Source organism: Shimazuella sp. NTD247, from assembly GCF_059510415.1.
This window is the reverse complement of record NZ_JCAJZU010000008.1, coordinates 1-17,233: the sequence shown is the minus strand read 5'-3', so window position 1 is coordinate 17,233 and position 17,233 is coordinate 1. Positions and strand designations below refer to the sequence as shown.

At 41.4% G+C, this 17,233-nt stretch carries 15 protein-coding genes and 1 other RNA gene; 10 read left to right on the top strand and 6 right to left on the bottom strand.

Annotated elements, in window-relative coordinates; translation table 11 throughout:
- Window positions 1–51 precede the first annotated feature (51 nt).
- The 4 genes from AC5WOC_RS17940 (at window position 52) to AC5WOC_RS17925 (ending at window position 3,189) form a co-directional block, all read left to right on the top strand.
- On the top strand, window positions 52–519 hold the full coding sequence (locus AC5WOC_RS17940) for a hypothetical protein (RefSeq protein WP_496056801.1): 468 nt from the start codon (window positions 52–54) through the stop codon (window positions 517–519).
- Window positions 520–595: 76 nt separating this feature from the next.
- Window positions 596–1,333: an N-acetylmuramoyl-L-alanine amidase CwlD gene (gene cwlD / locus AC5WOC_RS17935; protein ID WP_496056800.1), complete on the top strand. Its 738-nt coding sequence runs from the start codon at window positions 596–598 to the stop codon at window positions 1,331–1,333.
- A 198-nt stretch (window positions 1,334–1,531) separates the two neighbouring features.
- Window positions 1,532–2,593 (top strand): P-loop NTPase, encoded by a 1,062-nt coding sequence (locus AC5WOC_RS17930; RefSeq protein WP_496056799.1) that lies wholly within the window; start codon window positions 1,532–1,534, stop codon window positions 2,591–2,593.
- A gap of 134 nt (window positions 2,594–2,727) precedes the next feature.
- A complete protein-coding gene (locus AC5WOC_RS17925; protein ID WP_496056798.1) occupies window positions 2,728–3,189 on the top strand; it encodes a macro domain-containing protein in 462 nt (153 codons plus the stop codon).
- A 38-nt stretch (window positions 3,190–3,227) separates the two neighbouring features.
- On the opposite strand, the gene gerD is transcribed toward AC5WOC_RS17925, so the two are convergent.
- Together gerD and AC5WOC_RS17915 are read right to left on the bottom strand one after the other, a co-directional pair.
- Complete coding sequence (gene gerD / locus AC5WOC_RS17920; protein WP_496056797.1) at window positions 3,228–3,893, bottom strand: spore germination lipoprotein GerD; 666 nt, start codon at window positions 3,891–3,893, stop codon at window positions 3,228–3,230.
- A gap of 273 nt (window positions 3,894–4,166) precedes the next feature.
- On the bottom strand, window positions 4,167–5,006 hold the full coding sequence (locus AC5WOC_RS17915; protein ID WP_496056796.1) for a hypothetical protein: 840 nt from the start codon (window positions 5,004–5,006) through the stop codon (window positions 4,167–4,169).
- Between the two features lie 179 nt (window positions 5,007–5,185).
- On the opposite strand from AC5WOC_RS17915, the gene AC5WOC_RS17910 reads away from it, so the two are divergent.
- The 3 genes from AC5WOC_RS17910 (at window position 5,186) to AC5WOC_RS17900 (ending at window position 7,307) form a co-directional block, all read left to right on the top strand.
- Complete coding sequence (locus AC5WOC_RS17910) at window positions 5,186–5,773, top strand: KinB-signaling pathway activation protein (RefSeq protein WP_496056795.1); 588 nt, start codon at window positions 5,186–5,188, stop codon at window positions 5,771–5,773.
- 97 nt (window positions 5,774–5,870) lie between these two features.
- The gene (locus AC5WOC_RS17905) at window positions 5,871–6,941 is read left to right on the top strand and encodes a uroporphyrinogen decarboxylase/cobalamine-independent methonine synthase family protein (protein WP_496056794.1); all 1,071 of its coding nucleotides are present in this window, start codon (window positions 5,871–5,873) and stop codon (window positions 6,939–6,941) included.
- A gap of 102 nt (window positions 6,942–7,043) precedes the next feature.
- Window positions 7,044–7,307 (top strand): hypothetical protein, encoded by a 264-nt coding sequence (locus AC5WOC_RS17900; protein WP_496056793.1) that lies wholly within the window; start codon window positions 7,044–7,046, stop codon window positions 7,305–7,307.
- 146 nt (window positions 7,308–7,453) lie between these two features.
- Here the strand turns inward: AC5WOC_RS17900 and pdaB are convergent, their stop codons facing one another.
- Window positions 7,454–8,224 (bottom strand): polysaccharide deacetylase family sporulation protein PdaB, encoded by a 771-nt coding sequence (gene pdaB / locus AC5WOC_RS17895; protein WP_496056792.1) that lies wholly within the window; start codon window positions 8,222–8,224, stop codon window positions 7,454–7,456.
- A 117-nt stretch (window positions 8,225–8,341) separates the two neighbouring features.
- On the bottom strand, window positions 8,342–8,821 hold the full coding sequence (locus tag AC5WOC_RS17890; protein ID WP_496056791.1) for a glutathione peroxidase: 480 nt from the start codon (window positions 8,819–8,821) through the stop codon (window positions 8,342–8,344).
- Between the two features lie 1,075 nt (window positions 8,822–9,896).
- On the opposite strand from AC5WOC_RS17890, the gene smpB reads away from it, so the two are divergent.
- Window positions 9,897–10,361 carry an SsrA-binding protein SmpB gene (gene smpB / locus AC5WOC_RS17885; protein ID WP_496056790.1) on the top strand — a complete coding sequence of 155 codons (465 nt, stop codon included), beginning with the start codon at window positions 9,897–9,899 and terminating at the stop codon, window positions 10,359–10,361.
- A gap of 60 nt (window positions 10,362–10,421) precedes the next feature.
- Window positions 10,422–10,783: a transfer-messenger RNA gene (gene ssrA, locus AC5WOC_RS17880) on the top strand.
- 138 nt (window positions 10,784–10,921) lie between these two features.
- Here the strand turns inward: ssrA and AC5WOC_RS17875 are convergent.
- The gene (locus AC5WOC_RS17875) at window positions 10,922–11,164 is read right to left on the bottom strand and encodes a hypothetical protein (protein WP_496056789.1); all 243 of its coding nucleotides are present in this window, start codon (window positions 11,162–11,164) and stop codon (window positions 10,922–10,924) included.
- 262 nt (window positions 11,165–11,426) lie between these two features.
- Here AC5WOC_RS17875 and AC5WOC_RS17870 point away from each other — a divergent pair, with 262 nt between their 5' ends.
- A complete protein-coding gene (locus tag AC5WOC_RS17870; protein WP_496056788.1) occupies window positions 11,427–15,722 on the top strand; it encodes a PDDEXK-like endonuclease domain-containing protein in 4,296 nt (1,431 codons plus the stop codon).
- A gap of 170 nt (window positions 15,723–15,892) precedes the next feature.
- Here AC5WOC_RS17870 and AC5WOC_RS17865 read toward each other — a convergent pair whose 3' ends face one another.
- Window positions 15,893–16,234 (bottom strand): hypothetical protein, encoded by a 342-nt coding sequence (locus AC5WOC_RS17865; protein WP_496056787.1) that lies wholly within the window; start codon window positions 16,232–16,234, stop codon window positions 15,893–15,895.
- Window positions 16,235–17,233 lie beyond the last annotated feature (999 nt).

Sequence of the window (17,233 nt, the reverse complement as noted above, 5' to 3'; positions counted from 1 at the left end):
CCCCTTTCTTCTTGTCGAGAATAGAATTAACAATCGACAAGGAGCAGTTACATGGGAAGAATTATTCCGTTTGAATCATTACGAGCAGCATATGAAGAACAACTTCGCGATCGAGCGTTGATCTATTTTCCATGGGATGAGTTGGAAGAAGTAAAAAAGAAACAAGTATTTCCCCTCGTTCGATATTGGTCTCGTGTGAAGCAAAATATTGTCTTAGAAGCGATCTATCGATTGGTATATGATGCATATGTCTGGGGCATGCGATCTGCAAAAGGTGCGCGTGCTATTCGCATACGTCAATTTCCTGATGATTCATGGGAACGAATTTATGCACATCACTTTATACATGATGGCTTTGATCTTGTACAGTCAATTATGGCTCAATTTGCAGTCGAGCATTGGCTGGATGAAAAGGGGCTTAATGAGGTTTATCTTTTGGGTGAAGGGCTGGTAATCCATTGGTTTTGCCAAGGTGTAGACGAAGAGTGCAGAAGGGTAGGACGTCTTTGTAAAAGATGATTTGCCAGCAAAAGTGATAAGCCTGTCTCCTATCACATATACATAGCCTACATAGAGTAATGTGGGCGGTGAGAGAATGGGCGAGAAAATACAGCAGTTCATGCGGGATCCAAAATTATTATGGTTATTAATAGCTTTTTTATTTGGTTTCCTTACGGTACCGATGTGGTTTCATTTTGATTTGCAGCAGTCATGGTACACATGGAGTACGCCACTATCCAATAAGGTGATCGTGATTGATGCAGGACATGGAGGAATCGATGGTGGTGCAGTGAGCAAAGAAGGATTACAAGAAAAAGAAATTACTTTAAAAATTGCCTCATACTTACGGGACTTTTTGCAGCAAAGCGGTGCATACGTCGTTTTAACAAGGGAGACCGATACTGATTTAGCTGGAGAAGGAAATGGCAAAAGCCGATGGAAAGCTAGGGATTTGTCACAGCGATTGAAGATGGTAAAAGAAGAAAATGCAAATATGTTTATTAGTATACATGGGAATGCTTTCCCAGGCAGATCGCATGGAGCGCAAACGTTTTATAATCCAACACGAGAAGCAAATAAAAAGTTGGCTACTTTTATCCAAACAGAGATCGTACATAATCTTGAAAATACCGATCGCATCGCGAAAGCAAAAAATGACGTTTTTTTATTAAAATATTCTCCTGTTCCTACAGCTTTGGTAGAAGTTGGTTTTCTTTCAGATCCAGAAGAAGCCAGATTATTGGGAGATGAAAAGTACCAGCGAAAAATAGCTGCCTCAATTTACTACGGTATTTTAGCCTATAACTCCGATACGACTAATCCCGGCTCTTGATGAAAAGGAATGAACGGATTTCACGAGTTAACGAAGAAGGTTTACTTGGTAAATTTACTTTTCACAGTAGTTGGATATCTAATTTATCTTGATAACTAGGGCTAGGGATTTTATCAAGCACAGTGTTATAATGAAAAGCGAATATGAAACACATGCCATTGTTATGGTGAGTGAAGGTAAAACGAGGTGTCAACTTCCATGTTAACGGCAGAGAAAGTGCTTGAGGCTTTACGCGATGTAAAAGATCCAGAAATCGATCGAAGCCTCGTTGAATTAAATATGATCCGAAATATTCAAATTGAAGGGACATCGGTATCGCTTGATGTTATTTTGACCATTCAAGGATGCCCTTTGAAAGTTAAAATTGGGGAAGATGTGGAAAATGCGATCAAAGAACTTGGAGCGGAAAAAGTCCATGTAACTTTTGGTTCTATGACTGATGAAGAACGTGCTGCACTTTCCCAAAAACTGCGTAATCCACAGCAGCAGACAGGAAAATCAGACTTACTTTCCTCCAAGACCAAATTTATTGCCGTTGCCAGCGGAAAAGGCGGAGTAGGAAAATCTACAGTCACGGTTAATCTAGCAGTATCCTTGGCTAGATCAGGCAAAAAAGTAGGTATTATCGATGCAGATATTTACGGTTTTAGTGTTCCGGACATGATGGGAATCGAACAGAGGCCAGTTATTATCGATGAAACGATTTTACCAGTGGAGCGTTTTGGAGTAAAGGTAATGTCGATGGGCTTTTTTGTCGAAGACAATGCACCTGTTGTATGGCGTGGGCCGATCTTAGGGAAAATGCTGCGTAATTTTTTCCATGAAGTTCATTGGGGAGAACTTGATTATTTGTTATTGGATCTACCTCCTGGTACCGGAGATGTTGCATTAGATATTCATCAGCTCATTCCACAGAGTAAAGAGATTATTGTTACCACACCTCATGCCACTGCTGCCTTTGTAGCAGCTCGTGCAGGTGCAATGGCATTACATACGACTAAGCATGAATTATTAGGTGTTGTAGAGAATATGTCTTGGTACGAGACAAGAGACGGAGAACATGATTATGTATTTGGCCGCGGTGGAGGCGAAAAATTAGCAGAAGAGCTTCATACCGATTTGTTAGCTCAAATCCCGTTGCGTGCACCAAGTACAATGGACCCGAATGATCCATTATTTTCCCCTTCCATCTACGATGCAGACCATCCAACAGGACAGCTGTACCATCAGTTGGCGGAGAAAGTGATTGAAAAAGGATAATAAAAAGCAGCCCCTTTTTAAACGACCATTCAACTTTTATTTGAGGGACGTTATGAAAAGGGGTCTTGTTTTATACAAGTATTTTGATGAGATAGATGGGAACATTTGTTTTGTTTTTGATAGAAAGAGGTGAGATGATGATTCGATTTGCTACAGGAGATTTATTAAAAGCAAAAACAGAAGCTTTGGTGAATCCAGTTAATTGTGTGGGTGTAATGGGGAAAGGATTGGCCTTACAGTTTAAAGAAATGTTTCCAAGTAACTTTTACGTGTATAAAAAAGCATGTGAAGAGAATATTCTGAAACCCGGGAAAATGTTATCAGTTGAAATAGATGAAAAACAAAATCCAAAATATATTATTAATTTTCCGACCAAACAGCATTGGAGAAGTAAATCAAAACTATCATATATTGAAAAAGGCCTGGAAGTGCTTGTTGTTGAAATAGAACGTTTAGGACTGGAATCCATTTCTATTCCTCCGCTCGGATGCGGTAACGGGGGTTTGGAGTGGAAAGTGGTTCGGCCATTACTGGAGACAGCACTAAAAAATTTACATCATACAAATGTGGTAATATACCATTCTGTTGATCAATAAAACCCAATGTCATACATAGGCATTGGGTTTTAGATATTTTAAGCTTTTGTTTTATCACGAATATTCAAGAAAGCACTCTGGTCTTGTTCACCTTCGCCGCCACCTTCACCGCCTTCTTGATTTCCTCCACCTTCGCCGCCCTCCCCTTTCTTCTGTCCCTTTTGCTGCTCTTGGGAGAGTTTCATCAATTTATCTTTAATTGTAGGGATTTGTAGCGATTCAGCGATCACTTTCATTACTTCTTTACGGTACTCGCTGCTTTTGGTCAATTGAATCAGCTGTTTTCCAAATTCAGGATCTTTCAAAATATCCATCATGGATTGTTGGTATTCTGGATCTTTCATGAGTGCTTTCATCATTTTTTGTTGTGACTTTTCGGCTGCTTTGGAGAAGCTTTCTGCAACCTCTGGTTTTGCCAGCATTTTCTCGAAGTTTTGTTGCATTTTAGGATCAGCAAAAGCCTTTTGCATCATCGTCTGGATCTTCTCATCATCCATCATCAACTGTTGTTTGACTTCTGGAGTGCTGAGCACGTCTTGGAATACTTTTTCTCCTTCTTTGGAATGGAGAATATCTAGCATCATTTGCTTCATTTGTGGATAAGCAATTTCTTGGCTAGATTGTTCTGATTTCGTTTGACTACAAGCAGTTACAGCTATTACAAGGACTAAAAATATAAGCCAGTTTTTATATATTCGATACATCGTAATTCCTCCGACAACACTGTTTACTGCTTAATATGATAATTATGTGTGTCGAATATGCGTGAAAAGTATCGATTTCCATTTGTTGCTTGTGAATGTTTTGAGCCACTTTCATTTATGTTTCCATCATTATATACGTTGGGGCGGCTGTGACAGTTGTCTGCCACAGCCGCCGTGGAACCTACTAGTTGGAAAGGCAGGAATAAACAGTCATCTGCAGCTGACCGTGCTTTCCTGACGATTGGTTCGAGCTAGTGGCTACTGCGCCTGGTTTCAGATTCCGCGGGGCTGCTGCTGGGCAGCGTACCCCTGCTGGTTACCCGTAGAGCCGTACGGACGACCGTTGGGACCGTAAGGAGTCTGCGGACGGTGAGCCTGCTGGTGCTGACCGTTGGTCTGCGGATAGCCGTAGCCGGCCTGCTGGTGCTGACCGTTGGTCTGCGGATAGCCGTAGCCGGCCTGCTGGTGCTGACCGTTGGTCTGCGGATAGCCGTAGCCGGCCTGCTGGTGCTGACCGTTGGACTGCGGGTAACCGTAGCCGGCCTGCTGGTGCTGACCGTTGGACTGCGGGTAACCGTAGCCGGCCTGCTGGTGTTGACCGTTGGACTGCGGGTAACCATAGCCGGCCTGCTGGTGCTGACCGTTGTGAGCGTCCCCCGAGCGCCCCTTGTTGGCAACCTGTTGACGAGTGGTCTTCTCGATTCCGGCGAAGAATGCCAGAAGAGAAGCGAAGTCGTCGAGAGCTTTCCGCAGGTTTTTGTTGTGAACCGGGTTCAGAGCTTCGGTGATTTTCCTGTGCTTCTGTCCCTTGATGGAGCTGTCGAGCTCCTTGACCAACTTGGCGACTCGATCGAGAATCATCCACGGAGCCAGTTCAGGTCCGCTGAGCTTCCTGTGAGACTTGGATCGGGCGATCGTCTCAGCCCTTCGAGAGGTTTCCTCGATGAGGCCGATGAGCTCACCGAAGTTGAGGTTTTCCGGAAGCATGGAGCGCTTGCCGCTCTGTTCGCCTCGACGGAATCCCCACTTCTTGCCGATGATCAAGGCGGTCGGGACCATGAGTCCGAGCAGGACAGTGAGCCAGTTGCTCACTAGCCAGATGAAGATTTCCACTGTTTTTCCGTACCCTTCCTAGGGTAGTTTCCGGTGATGTACTCTCATTCTACCAAGAAAAAATAATCGTGGGAATCTGCACTTTCCTTGTTTTTTAAGAGAATTTATTCATATGGAAAAAAGTAAAAGAAAGGAGATAAATGTGCTACAATCATAGACGTGCAAGGGAGTGCAAAAATATGACTTTAAAAAAATTATTTTTTTGGATTTTCTCTACGCTGGTTGTGGGTGCAGTACTATCCATTGTTTTGGGATACATCATTGGAGCGATTACGAAGACTAGTTTTGGTGAGTTTACGCAAATTTTGCTCACTGGTTTGACTTTCGGAGCAGTAGCAGAACTTGGATTTTTCTCTTATCTCGTTTTTAACTGGTTGGCAAGAGGTTTTTTTCGAAATCAAAAGTTATTTATAGCTGTCCAGATTGTCCTTATTGTTATTTTGTTAGCAAATCTCATTTACCTAAACACAAGTAAGTTTGCAGGTACATCATTGTGGTCTCACTTAGTTATCCCATTCCTCATCTTGATTGTTTCTTTGATGATTTCATGGTGGAAATCTGCCAGAGGAACCAAGCAAGCATTTGTACCTACATTGTTTTTTATGATCGCAGGAACCACACTCGAATCGATTCCATCCATTAATTCCAAAGCAGGAGAAGTTCCACTGCCTTTTGTGATTTTTACCGTTTTGATTTTATTGGTTTGCAACAGCTATCAGATTCTCCAACTCACTTGGTTAGTTACTCGTTCACAAAAAGATAATTAATTTGTCAAAAAGGGGTTCTACACTTATCAACCTCTTTTTTTGTTTTGTTTATATAATTATTCATAGCATGAATTTACCTACAAAGAGGCGATATGCTATGATTTTTCGAAATACATTGCTGTTGGGCAGTTTGCCTTTTTTAAGCGAAAAGGATGCGATGTCCAAAGCGATGGATATTCTCGGTCACTCTCTTTTGCATGTACCAGATGGGGAGATCGGGGAGAAAACAAAAGAATATCCAAACGGAAATCGAAGTTCTTGGATCATGTCAATCATCGATACATGTTTAAAAGACAAAGATAACTGGAATGTATTGCAAGATGTCTCTCGTAACGAAAACGGATTTCCGTCTAATTATAAACAGATGATAAAACTGAAACCAAAACATGCAGCAAAAGATATCGATGCATTCCTTGATTTTGGATATCTCGATGCTTTTCAAAAAAATTACCTGGTATTTCAGCAGCTGCGGAAAGAAAAAGGATTTCCACATCTCAAATTTCAAGTAGGGATCCCTACTGGTCTAGCGATTGCGCTGATTATGTTAAAACCGTTGAATGCGTTTCGTTACCAAGATGCATTTAATCGTCGATTGGCATATGAGGTCAATGAGATCGTGAAAATGGCTGGTGATGATGTTGTTATCCAGATTGAAGCACCTGCTGAAGTTGCTCTGTCCGAACAATTACCAAAAATAGCAAACAAAATAGCGGTAAATAGTTTGCTTGGACTCATAACAAAACTAAACCCAACAACTCACCTAGGGTTACATTTGTGCTGGGGAGATTTGAACAATAAGGCATTGACGCATGCAAAGTCTTTGGGGAAAATTGTCCATTTCAGTAATCGATTGCTTCAAAACTGGCCTGTTTCTTATAAATTGGATTATATACACTTTCCTTTGGCCGAAGGAGACATCCCACCATCCCTTGAAGAATCATTTTATAAACCGCTAAAGTACGTTCATATGCCGGAAGATGTGCGTTTTGTTGCTGGAATTATTCATGAGAAACGCAGTTTGGATGAATTGAAAAAAATAGTACAGATGGTGGAAATTGTGCGTGGCAGGACGGTAGATATTGCTTGTTCCTGTGGACTTGGCCGACGTAATTCCGAAGTTGCGATGTATTTGTTGAAGCTCACCCAACAATTACTACCTATGGAATGAATCGAAATAAACATGGTTAACAGTCTGTTTACATTTCGATTTTAGATTGAGATAATAATGAAAGTAAGAAAACTCTTTCTTGCCAAAACTAAGGGGAAATCGGTGGGAGACCAAGAAAAACTCCATTGCCATCCTAGGAGCAAATCGTTTTGGGTTCGATATCGAGAGTCGATTTGGTTTTATAAGAGTAGTCGTGATTATCGTACTCAACATCTTACACCTGACAAAGCTCGGATATATTGGATGATTACAGCTTGGGTTGCTCAAACCCAGCGAGAGAAGAATCTTACTGATAAAGAAGCTGGGGAATTTCGAGCTCACCTTGAGAGTCTGCCAGTCTGTCATGGATGTAAAGAGAGGGTATAACAGGTTTTTCTTTTGTTTTTCAATAATAATTGCCCTGTGCATAACTTGCACAGGGCGGCATATCTCTGCTCAAAAATAATAATGTATTTGATTTTTTAGATGTAGGGATTGATATCCTTGCATTTTTTGATTTATAAATATATGTTTTACTCCACAGGTTTTTGTTTGACATCCGAACCAGCAAGCAATTCGGAAACGGTAACAAACTCGTAGCCTTTTGCTCGAAGCTGATCGATAATTTGTGGGAGTGCTTCTTTGGTCTGGCGACAGGAATCACTGGCATGTAAGAGGATGATATCTCCCGGATGTGCTTTGGTAACTACACGGTTCACGATTTGATCAACGCCGGGATTCATCCAGTCACGGGAATCGGTATCCCATTGGATCGATTTATAGCCCATCTGATCAGCAATTTTGAGTACACGTTTATCAAAATCTCCATTTGGATAGCGAATTAGGTTCATTTGTTTCAACCCGGTGACTTTCTTTAAAATCGTGTCCGCTTTAGAAATTTGCGTGCGAATTTGTTCATCAGATAACGTACTATAATTTTCGTGTTTATGTCCATGGCTGCCAATTTCATATTTCATGTCGACGATTCGTTTGACGATATCAGGATGGCCTTCTGACCATGGTGATGAAAGGAAGAAAGTAGCTTTTTTCAGCCCTTTTTGCTCCAATACATCAAGGATTGGCCCTGTACGTTCTTCCCCCCAGCTGATGTCAAACGTTAAGGCCACTACCTTTTTATCGGTTTTTACGCTATAGATGGCAGAAGGTCCCTTATCATTTAATGGGAGAAATACATCGACATTTTGCCGTTCTGCATAGACGATTCCAGCGGCGAAAATCATCCCTAGTGCTAGCAGACTGACTTTTTTTAATTGTTTTGCGGAAAGAATCCAAAAAAAGTTCATCTTCAAATTGACCTCCATCCGTTTGTCCTATTCTCATCGTATGGGACAAACCGATAACTTATGTCATATTTGTTGATGCTGTGATAAAAAAAGCACCCATCCCAGGGTGCCTTGATTTTATTTGTTTAGTACTTCTTCAATTTTCTCAGTTAGTTTTTCAGGTTCTGTGTTTGGCGCATAGCGTTTGACTACGTTACCATCACGATCGACAAGAAACTTGGTAAAGTTCCATTTGATTGCGCCTCCAAGGATACCAGAAGCTTCTTTGGTGAGGTGTTTATATAAAGGATGTGCATTTGATCCATTGACATCGATTTTGGCGAATACAGGAAATCTTACGCCATAGTTTACTTGACAAAAATCTTGTATTTCTTCATTGGTACCCGGTTCTTGTCCCATAAATTGATTGCATGGGAAGCCTAAGATTTCTAATCCTTGATCTTTGTATTTTTCATACAACTCTTGAAGTCCTTTGTATTGTGGAGTGAATCCGCATTTACTGGCAACATTGACGACAACGAGTACTTTTCCTCTGTAGTCTGCTAGTGACTTTTCTTCACCATTTACGGTAGTGACATGGATATCATATATGCTCATGTTATGTAATCTCCTTTGATTCGATCATTATCTATAGTTTATCAGAGCAAATAAAAGAAGCAAATTTGTATAGGAAGTTTAACTTTATTTTTTTAAATGAAAACGTATTTATCATTTTAAAAAATCCACTTGAACTCTTGTCAGTTATAAAATTGGTAATATAATAAGAATAAGTGATGACAGAAATCTGTCAGACGGAAAGGATCTATTCATGGAACAGACTGCTCAGCGTCCAGTGAAGTCCGAGAAGCAGCTGCTTGCAGAGGCAGTGTGGGCTAAGCGCCCCTCGGAGCGAACCGAAAAGGAGTGGCGGCTTCTCGAAGAAGTAGCAAGGGCTAAGCGCCCTTCCGAGCGAACCGATGAGGAGAGTCGACTCCTCGATGAGATCGATGGTCCTTGGCATGACTAGCCTTTCCTCTGCTTGGTCTAGGATCTAGATTGAGTACAACTGGCTCGGTGTCTCGAATGAGATACCGAGCCAGCCGCATGTTATGCTGCTTTACAATAATAACTGAATAATAGTAAAATAGAACAGCCTTCTCCAAAAGAAGGAATATTGTGTCCCTCTGCTGTGGCTGCTCACAAGGCGGTTTATTTTAACAGTAAGGACAGCACCTCCCCAGTTGGAGGACGATATGACTCCCACAGTGCATATGCGATACTTACGGGTATCCCCATTTTCATGGGACTGTGGGAGTCGCTCATTTATATTTTGTTTGGTATTATCATATGTCGCAAATAAATATAGTTTACAAAGATGACAGAATAATAGTAAAATGGAATAGCCTTCTCAAAAAGAAGGATTATTGCGCCCCTCTGCTGTAGCATATTGGCTTTTTCCACTTTAACAGGTGGACTACTGGCATTCGCCGGACAGTAAGGGCATTATCCTCCTATACGGGGGACATTGCGACTCCCACAGTGCATATGTGGTGCCTTCGGGGTATCTCCATTTTAAATGGAACTGTGGGAGTCATCACATTTTATGTATAACACCTCACTCTTTGGAGTGGGGTTTCTTTCTTTTGGTTCTGTAATAAACATGGTATAATGTTCGTTCAGGAGTGATGAAAGAATGGGAACCAAAGGACATAAAGTTGTTGCTCGGAACAAAAAGGCAACCCATGACTATCACATCGAGGAAACATTTGAAGCTGGAATTGTTTTAACGGGAACAGAGATCAAATCGATTCGCAAAGGAAAAGTCAATTTACAAGATGCGTATGCAAGAGTCTCAAAGGGAGAGTTGTATGTCGTCGGGATGCATATCAGCCCTTTTGAACAAGGAAATCGATACAACGTTGATCCAACACGTACTCGTAAATTATTGATGCATAAAAAAGAGATCAATAAGCTGATCGGTCAAATTAAGATCAAAGGTCTTACTCTTATTCCATTAGATTTACATCTAAAAGAGGGATTTGCTAAGCTTCAACTGGCACTTGGTCGTGGGAAAAAATTGTATGACAAACGAGCAACAGCTGCAAAACGGGATGCAGATCGCATGATTGAAAGACGTTTGAAAGAACAAAATCGCTAAACCTATACAATAAGACAATAATGTGTTATAATCGTAAGTCGTTATTGCTCTTTTTGCTATGGGGGCGTTTTTGGGATTCGACGGGGATGATTGTCCCACGAGGAGCGAGCCGAGGGGCTGCGTATCTCGTTAAATACGCGGACGCCAATAATAACTGGCAAAAATGAAAATCTTGCTCTAGCTGCCTAATAGTGTAGCTAGGATCCACTTCTCCATCGCCTATGTGGAGCTGCTGGGTCTCAAAATTTAGTAGGCTAGCCGTTCGATAAGCCACGGTCGAATTGGCGAACATTAGTGGCTGGTCTCATCAGCAGCCTGTCGCTAGGCGGCTGATGAGATGAGATGAAAATTAGCGACTGCGCTCGGAGGGCCTCGTGGGGTGGTGTCTTCGGACAGCGGTTCGACTCCGCTCGCCTCCACCATAAAACCCAAACAAAAACCGTAACCATTTTGGTTACGGTTTTTTGCTATCTATATAAAAAATTATTATTCGAGCACCTGGTCTTCATGAGATTCCCAGGTGAGGTTCCGAAACCGAAGTTTCGATACCTTTCAGATTGTCACTTGGAGAACTGAGCCTCCCAGTACTCCTTCGTCTGGAGGGTGTCGACGGACACGTTACGCCGGAGCGCAGCGTTGCACATCTTGTGGAAGGGAGGGAGATTCACGTTGAATCCCCACTCGTTTCGAACCTTCCTGAAGAGCATCATCAGCTGCCTCGTGTTCAGTCCCCGCTCTCCCATCTGCGCGAGCGTGAGGGGGTTGCGGACGGACTGACGCTGCCTGCGCTTGGACTTGGGCACGACTGATCTCCTAATGAACGAAAGCCTTAATGTATTATTAGTATAACAATTCATTTATATTAGAACAATCATTTCTAATGGTTTTAAAACTTTTCTTGTTTCGTGTTTATCTTTTATTACGTTTAATTAATTGTGCTGTGATGCTATTATTTGCCGATCTGATGAAGAAACTCCATTTTTTCACCTTATTTTTTTTGATATGATAGATTAACTAGGAAGCGATACATAGATTTTGACTTTTTGAGAAGTAGGTGAGAATGTGATGGACCCAATACGTGAAAGAGTGATTCGTCTTTTCCAATATCTGAAAGAGACGAAAAATCTGCAAGAAAAAATAGTCCGAACCGTAGATGAATACGAAACAGTTTGGTGGCAATCGGATCTGATTGGCATGAACGGAGTAGATATTTACGATATTTATAGTAATGATGAAGTATGGATGAGTGTGGAAAGACCTAAATTAGCTGAAGCACCAACTCCTCCTAATTCATTGAGAGGCTGGATTAGTGACTGGAAACAGCCGGATAAAAAACCTAAGCCACTTGCAAGCAAAGGAAAAAAAGAGTTTCAAAAGGACAGCGAACGTGTGGAACTTTTGGAAAACTGGATAAATAGTGAATGGAAACCTTGGGCACAGGAGGTATCGGATAAATATCGAGTAAAAAAAGTATATGATGAGTTGTTCTCTCTCTATAATCGACTGCAAGCAGAGGGTGATAGTGTAGAAATCGTTTGGGGGCATGGTTTGCTCAGTTGGGATACTGGCGATGTACATATCTCCCGTCATTTAATCGTAACTCCGATGGAGTTGCATTTTTACCCGGAAAAGGGAGAGTTTCGACTGACTTCTACTTCCAAAGGGACTTACATGGAGACGGATATGCTCACGTCTACTGCATTTCGCCACACCAATCAAATACATGACTTGGTCCAAGAACATGGCGGGCTGTATTCTCCTCGTCAAGAAGATGAAATATCGCCTGTGTTACAGCGAGTTGTGCATGTAATTAGTCCAGATGGCCACTATTCTTCGCAAATGGAGCATTCGGCCAAAGCTTCTGATCGACCATTTGTATCATACAGTCCTGCACTGTTTATACGTAAAAAAGGTGTTTATGCTTGGAATCAAGAGTTGGCGGAAGTCATTGACCGTTTGCAGGAAGGGTATCCTATTTCCCGTGTGTTATCTCAGTTGGTTTGGCTAGAGGAAGATGATATTTTCACCTTTGAAAAAGAACAAACCGATAGCATTTTAGGAGATCATCTCTTATTTCCGCTCCCAGCTAATCAACAACAAAAAGAAATTGTGGAGAAACTTAATCAGCAAGATGGAGTAGTGGTACAAGGACCTCCTGGAACAGGAAAAAGCCATACGATCGCCAATCTGATTTGTCATTTGCTTGCGCAAGGAAAAAGAGTATTGGTTACAAGCGAGAAAGAACGTGTGTTAGATGTATTGCGTGGCAAAATCCCACAAGAAATTCGTTCCCTTTGTGTGAGTTTTCTTGGAGGAGATGCAAAGTCAGTAAAAGAACTAGAAAACTCTATTCGTTCTATATCTGAGCAGCTTTCTACAAGGCAGCTATCTGAATTGGAACAAAATATTGCTGAGTGGAGTCAGGAATTGGATGAGATCCGAAAAGGAATGAATCGGATCGAAGAGCAGATGGGCAGTATGGTTATGATCGATAGTGAATCCAAAGAAATCGATGGGGAAAAATGGACACCATTATCTGCTGCCAAGTGGCTTCATCAAAACAAAGCGCATAATTGGCTTCCAGACTCGATACACTATGACACGGTTGTTCCGATGACCAGCAAAGAAGTTCAAGATTTGGTAGAAGGATTATCTCATTTTCAACCGGAAGATCGTGTTTCTCTGGCAAGTGGGAGACCAGATTTATCGCAATTGCTCAATCCTCAGACCTTTGCAGCATTGATGCAAGAGTTGCAAATGGTTGAGCAAAATGTAGAACAAAGCCGAGTGTTTTTCCAAGAATGGAATATAACAGATGGTTCCGTGTCCCATTTATTGCCGCCAGCAGCTCGTGTAGTGGAAGAAGCAATTTTAGAATTGCAGGAAGTATATCGTGATTCATGGCAAGTGGCTCTCCTTCAACGCAATGGAGAAGATCATGACTGGGCTGAGTTGCTTGAAGAGTTTCGCGAGCGGCTCAGTTGGATTGCTGCATATGATAAAGCTCTTCTTGAATTTGATGTGGAGTTGCCACCGACAAAATCTACCGCAACAATCAAGCAAGATGTAGCCTATGTACTTGAGCGTATGAAACAAATGAAAAGGACCGGAAGAGTATTTCGCCGGATCACTGGCAGACAGTATTCTTATCTGTTCAAAGACTGCACCATCAACGGCAAACTAGCTAAAGAACGTGAGGATTTTGAAATTATTCAAGACTACATTGAACGGAATGACTTAAGAAATCGTGTAGTCCTCAAATGGAATCGATTGATGGAAGATATCAATGGACCAATGGTTGAAGCTAGCACACCGAGACTGGTTCATTTACTAACAGAGTGTTTAGAGCAGATTGAGTACTTATTAGCATGGCCGGGCCGGGTTGCACAACAATTAAATCCGATTATAGAAAAATTAGGAGTTCCACAAGTAGATTATGTTTCTATTGAATGGTACGAAGACTTCTTAAATGCATTGCAAGCACTGCAAGATTATTTCCAATGGGAGAAATTAAACCAAAACTACAAACAACTTCACCACATGTTAACAGTTGGCAAAGATGCTGAGTATGCAAATCCTTGCTGGAATGAGTTGCTCATTGCGTTACAAGAAGCCGATATTGATAAATGGGCAAAAATATATACTGAATTAGAAAGATTAGAAGGTTTGCAAACTGTTTTCAGCAGGTTCCAGAAAAAGTATGAGCAACTTCGAAGCTTTGCACCTAAATTGGTTTCCCAAATGGAACAAGAAGAGAAGTATCCATACCAGTACTTTGAACAAGCATGGAAATGGAGCCGTTTGAAAAATTGGTTGAGTAGCTTTGCGCCATCGGATAATCTGGAGAAACTAGAATCTGAACTGAAAAAATACCAAGATCGCGAAGCATTTATTATTCGAAAACTAGTGGCAGATGCTACATGGAAAGAGCGCCTCGAAAAAACAACGGAAAAAGAAAAGCGCAGTTTGATTTCTTGGCTGCAATTGATCAAACGAATTGGTACCAGTTCGGATAAACAATTGGATATATATCGCAAAGAGGCGAACGAAGAACTGAATGTGTGCCGAGGTGCGATCCCTGTGTGGATAATGCCAATTCAACGTGTGATTGAAAATATTAAACTGGATGATGATCGTTTTGATGTTGTCATTGTCGATGAGAGCAGCCAAAGCAATTTGTATGCATTGAGCGCTTTATTGCGAGGGAAAAAAGCTGTGATTGTCGGTGATGATGGACAGATCGTTCCTGATGTTGTCGAGTTTGACAATAAGTTAAATGTGGAGCTGATTCAACGGTATTTGTATGATATTCCACAATCTGGTCATTTGGATATATCGACAAGCTTATATGATACTGCCAATCGGATTATTCATAACAAAGTGATCTTAAAAGAACACTTCCGAAGTGTTCCTGATATTATACAATTTGCCAATCAATTAACTTATGATAATGAAATGATTCCATTGCGTTTGCCAGTATTACAAGAGCATTTGGTTCCTTCGATCATAACTGTCCCTGTTCAAGTAGATAATCCAAAAGAACATCCAAAAGGGCTGAATGAACCAGAAGCAATTGCAATTGCAGAAAAAATCATCGAATGTACCAAAGATGGAAAATATGCGAACAAAACATTCGGAGTTATCTCTTTGGCAGGAAATGAGCAGGCAAAATTAGTAGAAGATCGCCTTCGGCTTGAACTTGGAGAATTAGAGATGATGCGTCGTCACATCGTTTGTGGAGATCCATACCGTTTTCAAGGGGATGAACGGGATATCATTTTCCTTTCGCTAGGTGTACTCCCAGGCCCCAAACCAATTGCATTGACATCTGATGCAGATCGACGTCAATTTACCGTTGCTTCTAGCCGTGCCCGAGATCAGTTGTTTCTATTTCATTCTGTAGAGTTATCTGGACTTGCAGCAAATGATGTTCGATTCACTCTGTTGAAATACTGCCAAAATATTTCACAAGGGAAACAACAAGAATCACTTGAAGAATCAGCATTATTTGCTTCTCAATTAGAGCAGGATGTGTATCAAATGATAGTCGAAAAAGGGTACCAAGCAAGTGTCAAAGTACAGATTGGTATTGGCAAAAACTTGGACATTGTTATAGAAGGGGACAAAACTCGACTAGCCATCGAATGTGATGGGGATAAAACATTGACTTTAGAACAATGGAAATTGGAATTTCAGCGGCAGTCTTTGCTAGAACGTATCGGATGGAATTTTCATCGCATCCAAGGAAGTTACTTTTATCAAGATCCTGAAGTAGCGATGGAGGAGATTTGGGAGAAATGTAAAGCATTGCAAATATTCCCGATGCAAGAGACAGACAGCCGTGAATTAGAAAAAGTATAATTTGCTTGTTAGATGTAACTCCTTTTGTGGGTTACATCTTTTTTGTATTTACTGGGTAGCGTTGGAATAGTAAAAAGTAGATGGGTATATATAAGCACACGTCCCCAATTGTCCATTTTTCACATGGAACCATCGGGGACGTAGTCACATAATTGGTAAGGGTCACAAGATTAGAGCTGGAGTTTCCCCTTTGTATGACCAAGAATCCATCGATTCTCCTCTGTACGCTGGAATGCCACCAATAGATAGGTGTTGATTACCATCGTACTCTTGAGAACGAGAGTACTGTGGACAGGAACGCCTTGGAGATCGATAAAGTGAGCAGAAGACCGTCCCAAATGATCGACTCGCTGAGCAGCGGGGATGTCACCCCAAGACAGAGCATTGGACCAATAATGGAACGGCTCTTCCTTATCGAGCGAAGTTCTCTTATCCATATACTCCCACAGCTCAATTTCACTTTCAGGAAGTTCATAGAATGATGGGAGTGCCACCATCTTATACAGCTCCATGGAAGAAACCTCCCTCATCCAAAGGAACATGTCGGAAAGGTTCGATAGATCACCCTTTTCAGCGATAAGCTTTTGGAGTGCGGTCTCCAGCTCGTTGGTGGAGAAAATGCTCATGTGAAACCTTCCTAAGTACCTGTTTTACAGGTGTTTGATGTGACTGATTTACTTTTAATATAGCACAATTACCTGATTTGGCTAGGGTTTATTAAACCCATTCAAAGTAACAGAGGATATACATGAATAGAAGGTTTAAAATGTGGGACAGCAGTATTGCATATAGCCTCAGCTATTTGCGACCCAGCCGTCAGATCCTCTTAAACAAGAGGAAACACATCACTCACTCTTCGGAAGGGAAAATTGGGACAAGTACGCCATCGCTATTCCTTTTCATGGGCAGGAATCCCCAAAGTTTCCCAGAAATCAGCTGGATGACATTGCGCTCGACTACCTCCAGTACCGTTGGTGACTTGGGAGACATGATCGTCAGCGTGTTACCATAACAGTTAAGCATGCCATCCATAGTCGAGGCTGTTACGGGAAACTTCCTGTACTCAGAGGGACTCTGAGATTTCCATTGTTCAGACCATTGTAGTTGAACTCACAAGATGCTGTAGGGTATTCAAAACTTCGAATCAAGATGATGTGGATGTTTTCACCGATCAGCTTGATGAAGATTCTTTGCTCGTTGATGTGCAGAAGTTCGATGTCGGTTTTCTTAGGTCTGCCACGATAACCTTCTTTATTCAGAGAAGTAATGTGCTTTAAATTCTATTATAAAAATAACTCTAAAAGCAGTATGATTAATAGCGTATAAGATATTATTTTGCTGCTGGCAGCTAGTGAGAAAGAAACCTTGTTGTTAAAAAGAAAAAAAGTGTTGACTTATTATAATGGAGCATGTTATATTATTTCTTGTCGCCGCGACAGTAGCGGACAGACACAAAAACAAAGTTGTTCCTTGAAAACTGAAGAGTGAGATCACAAACCTGTTAATTTTTA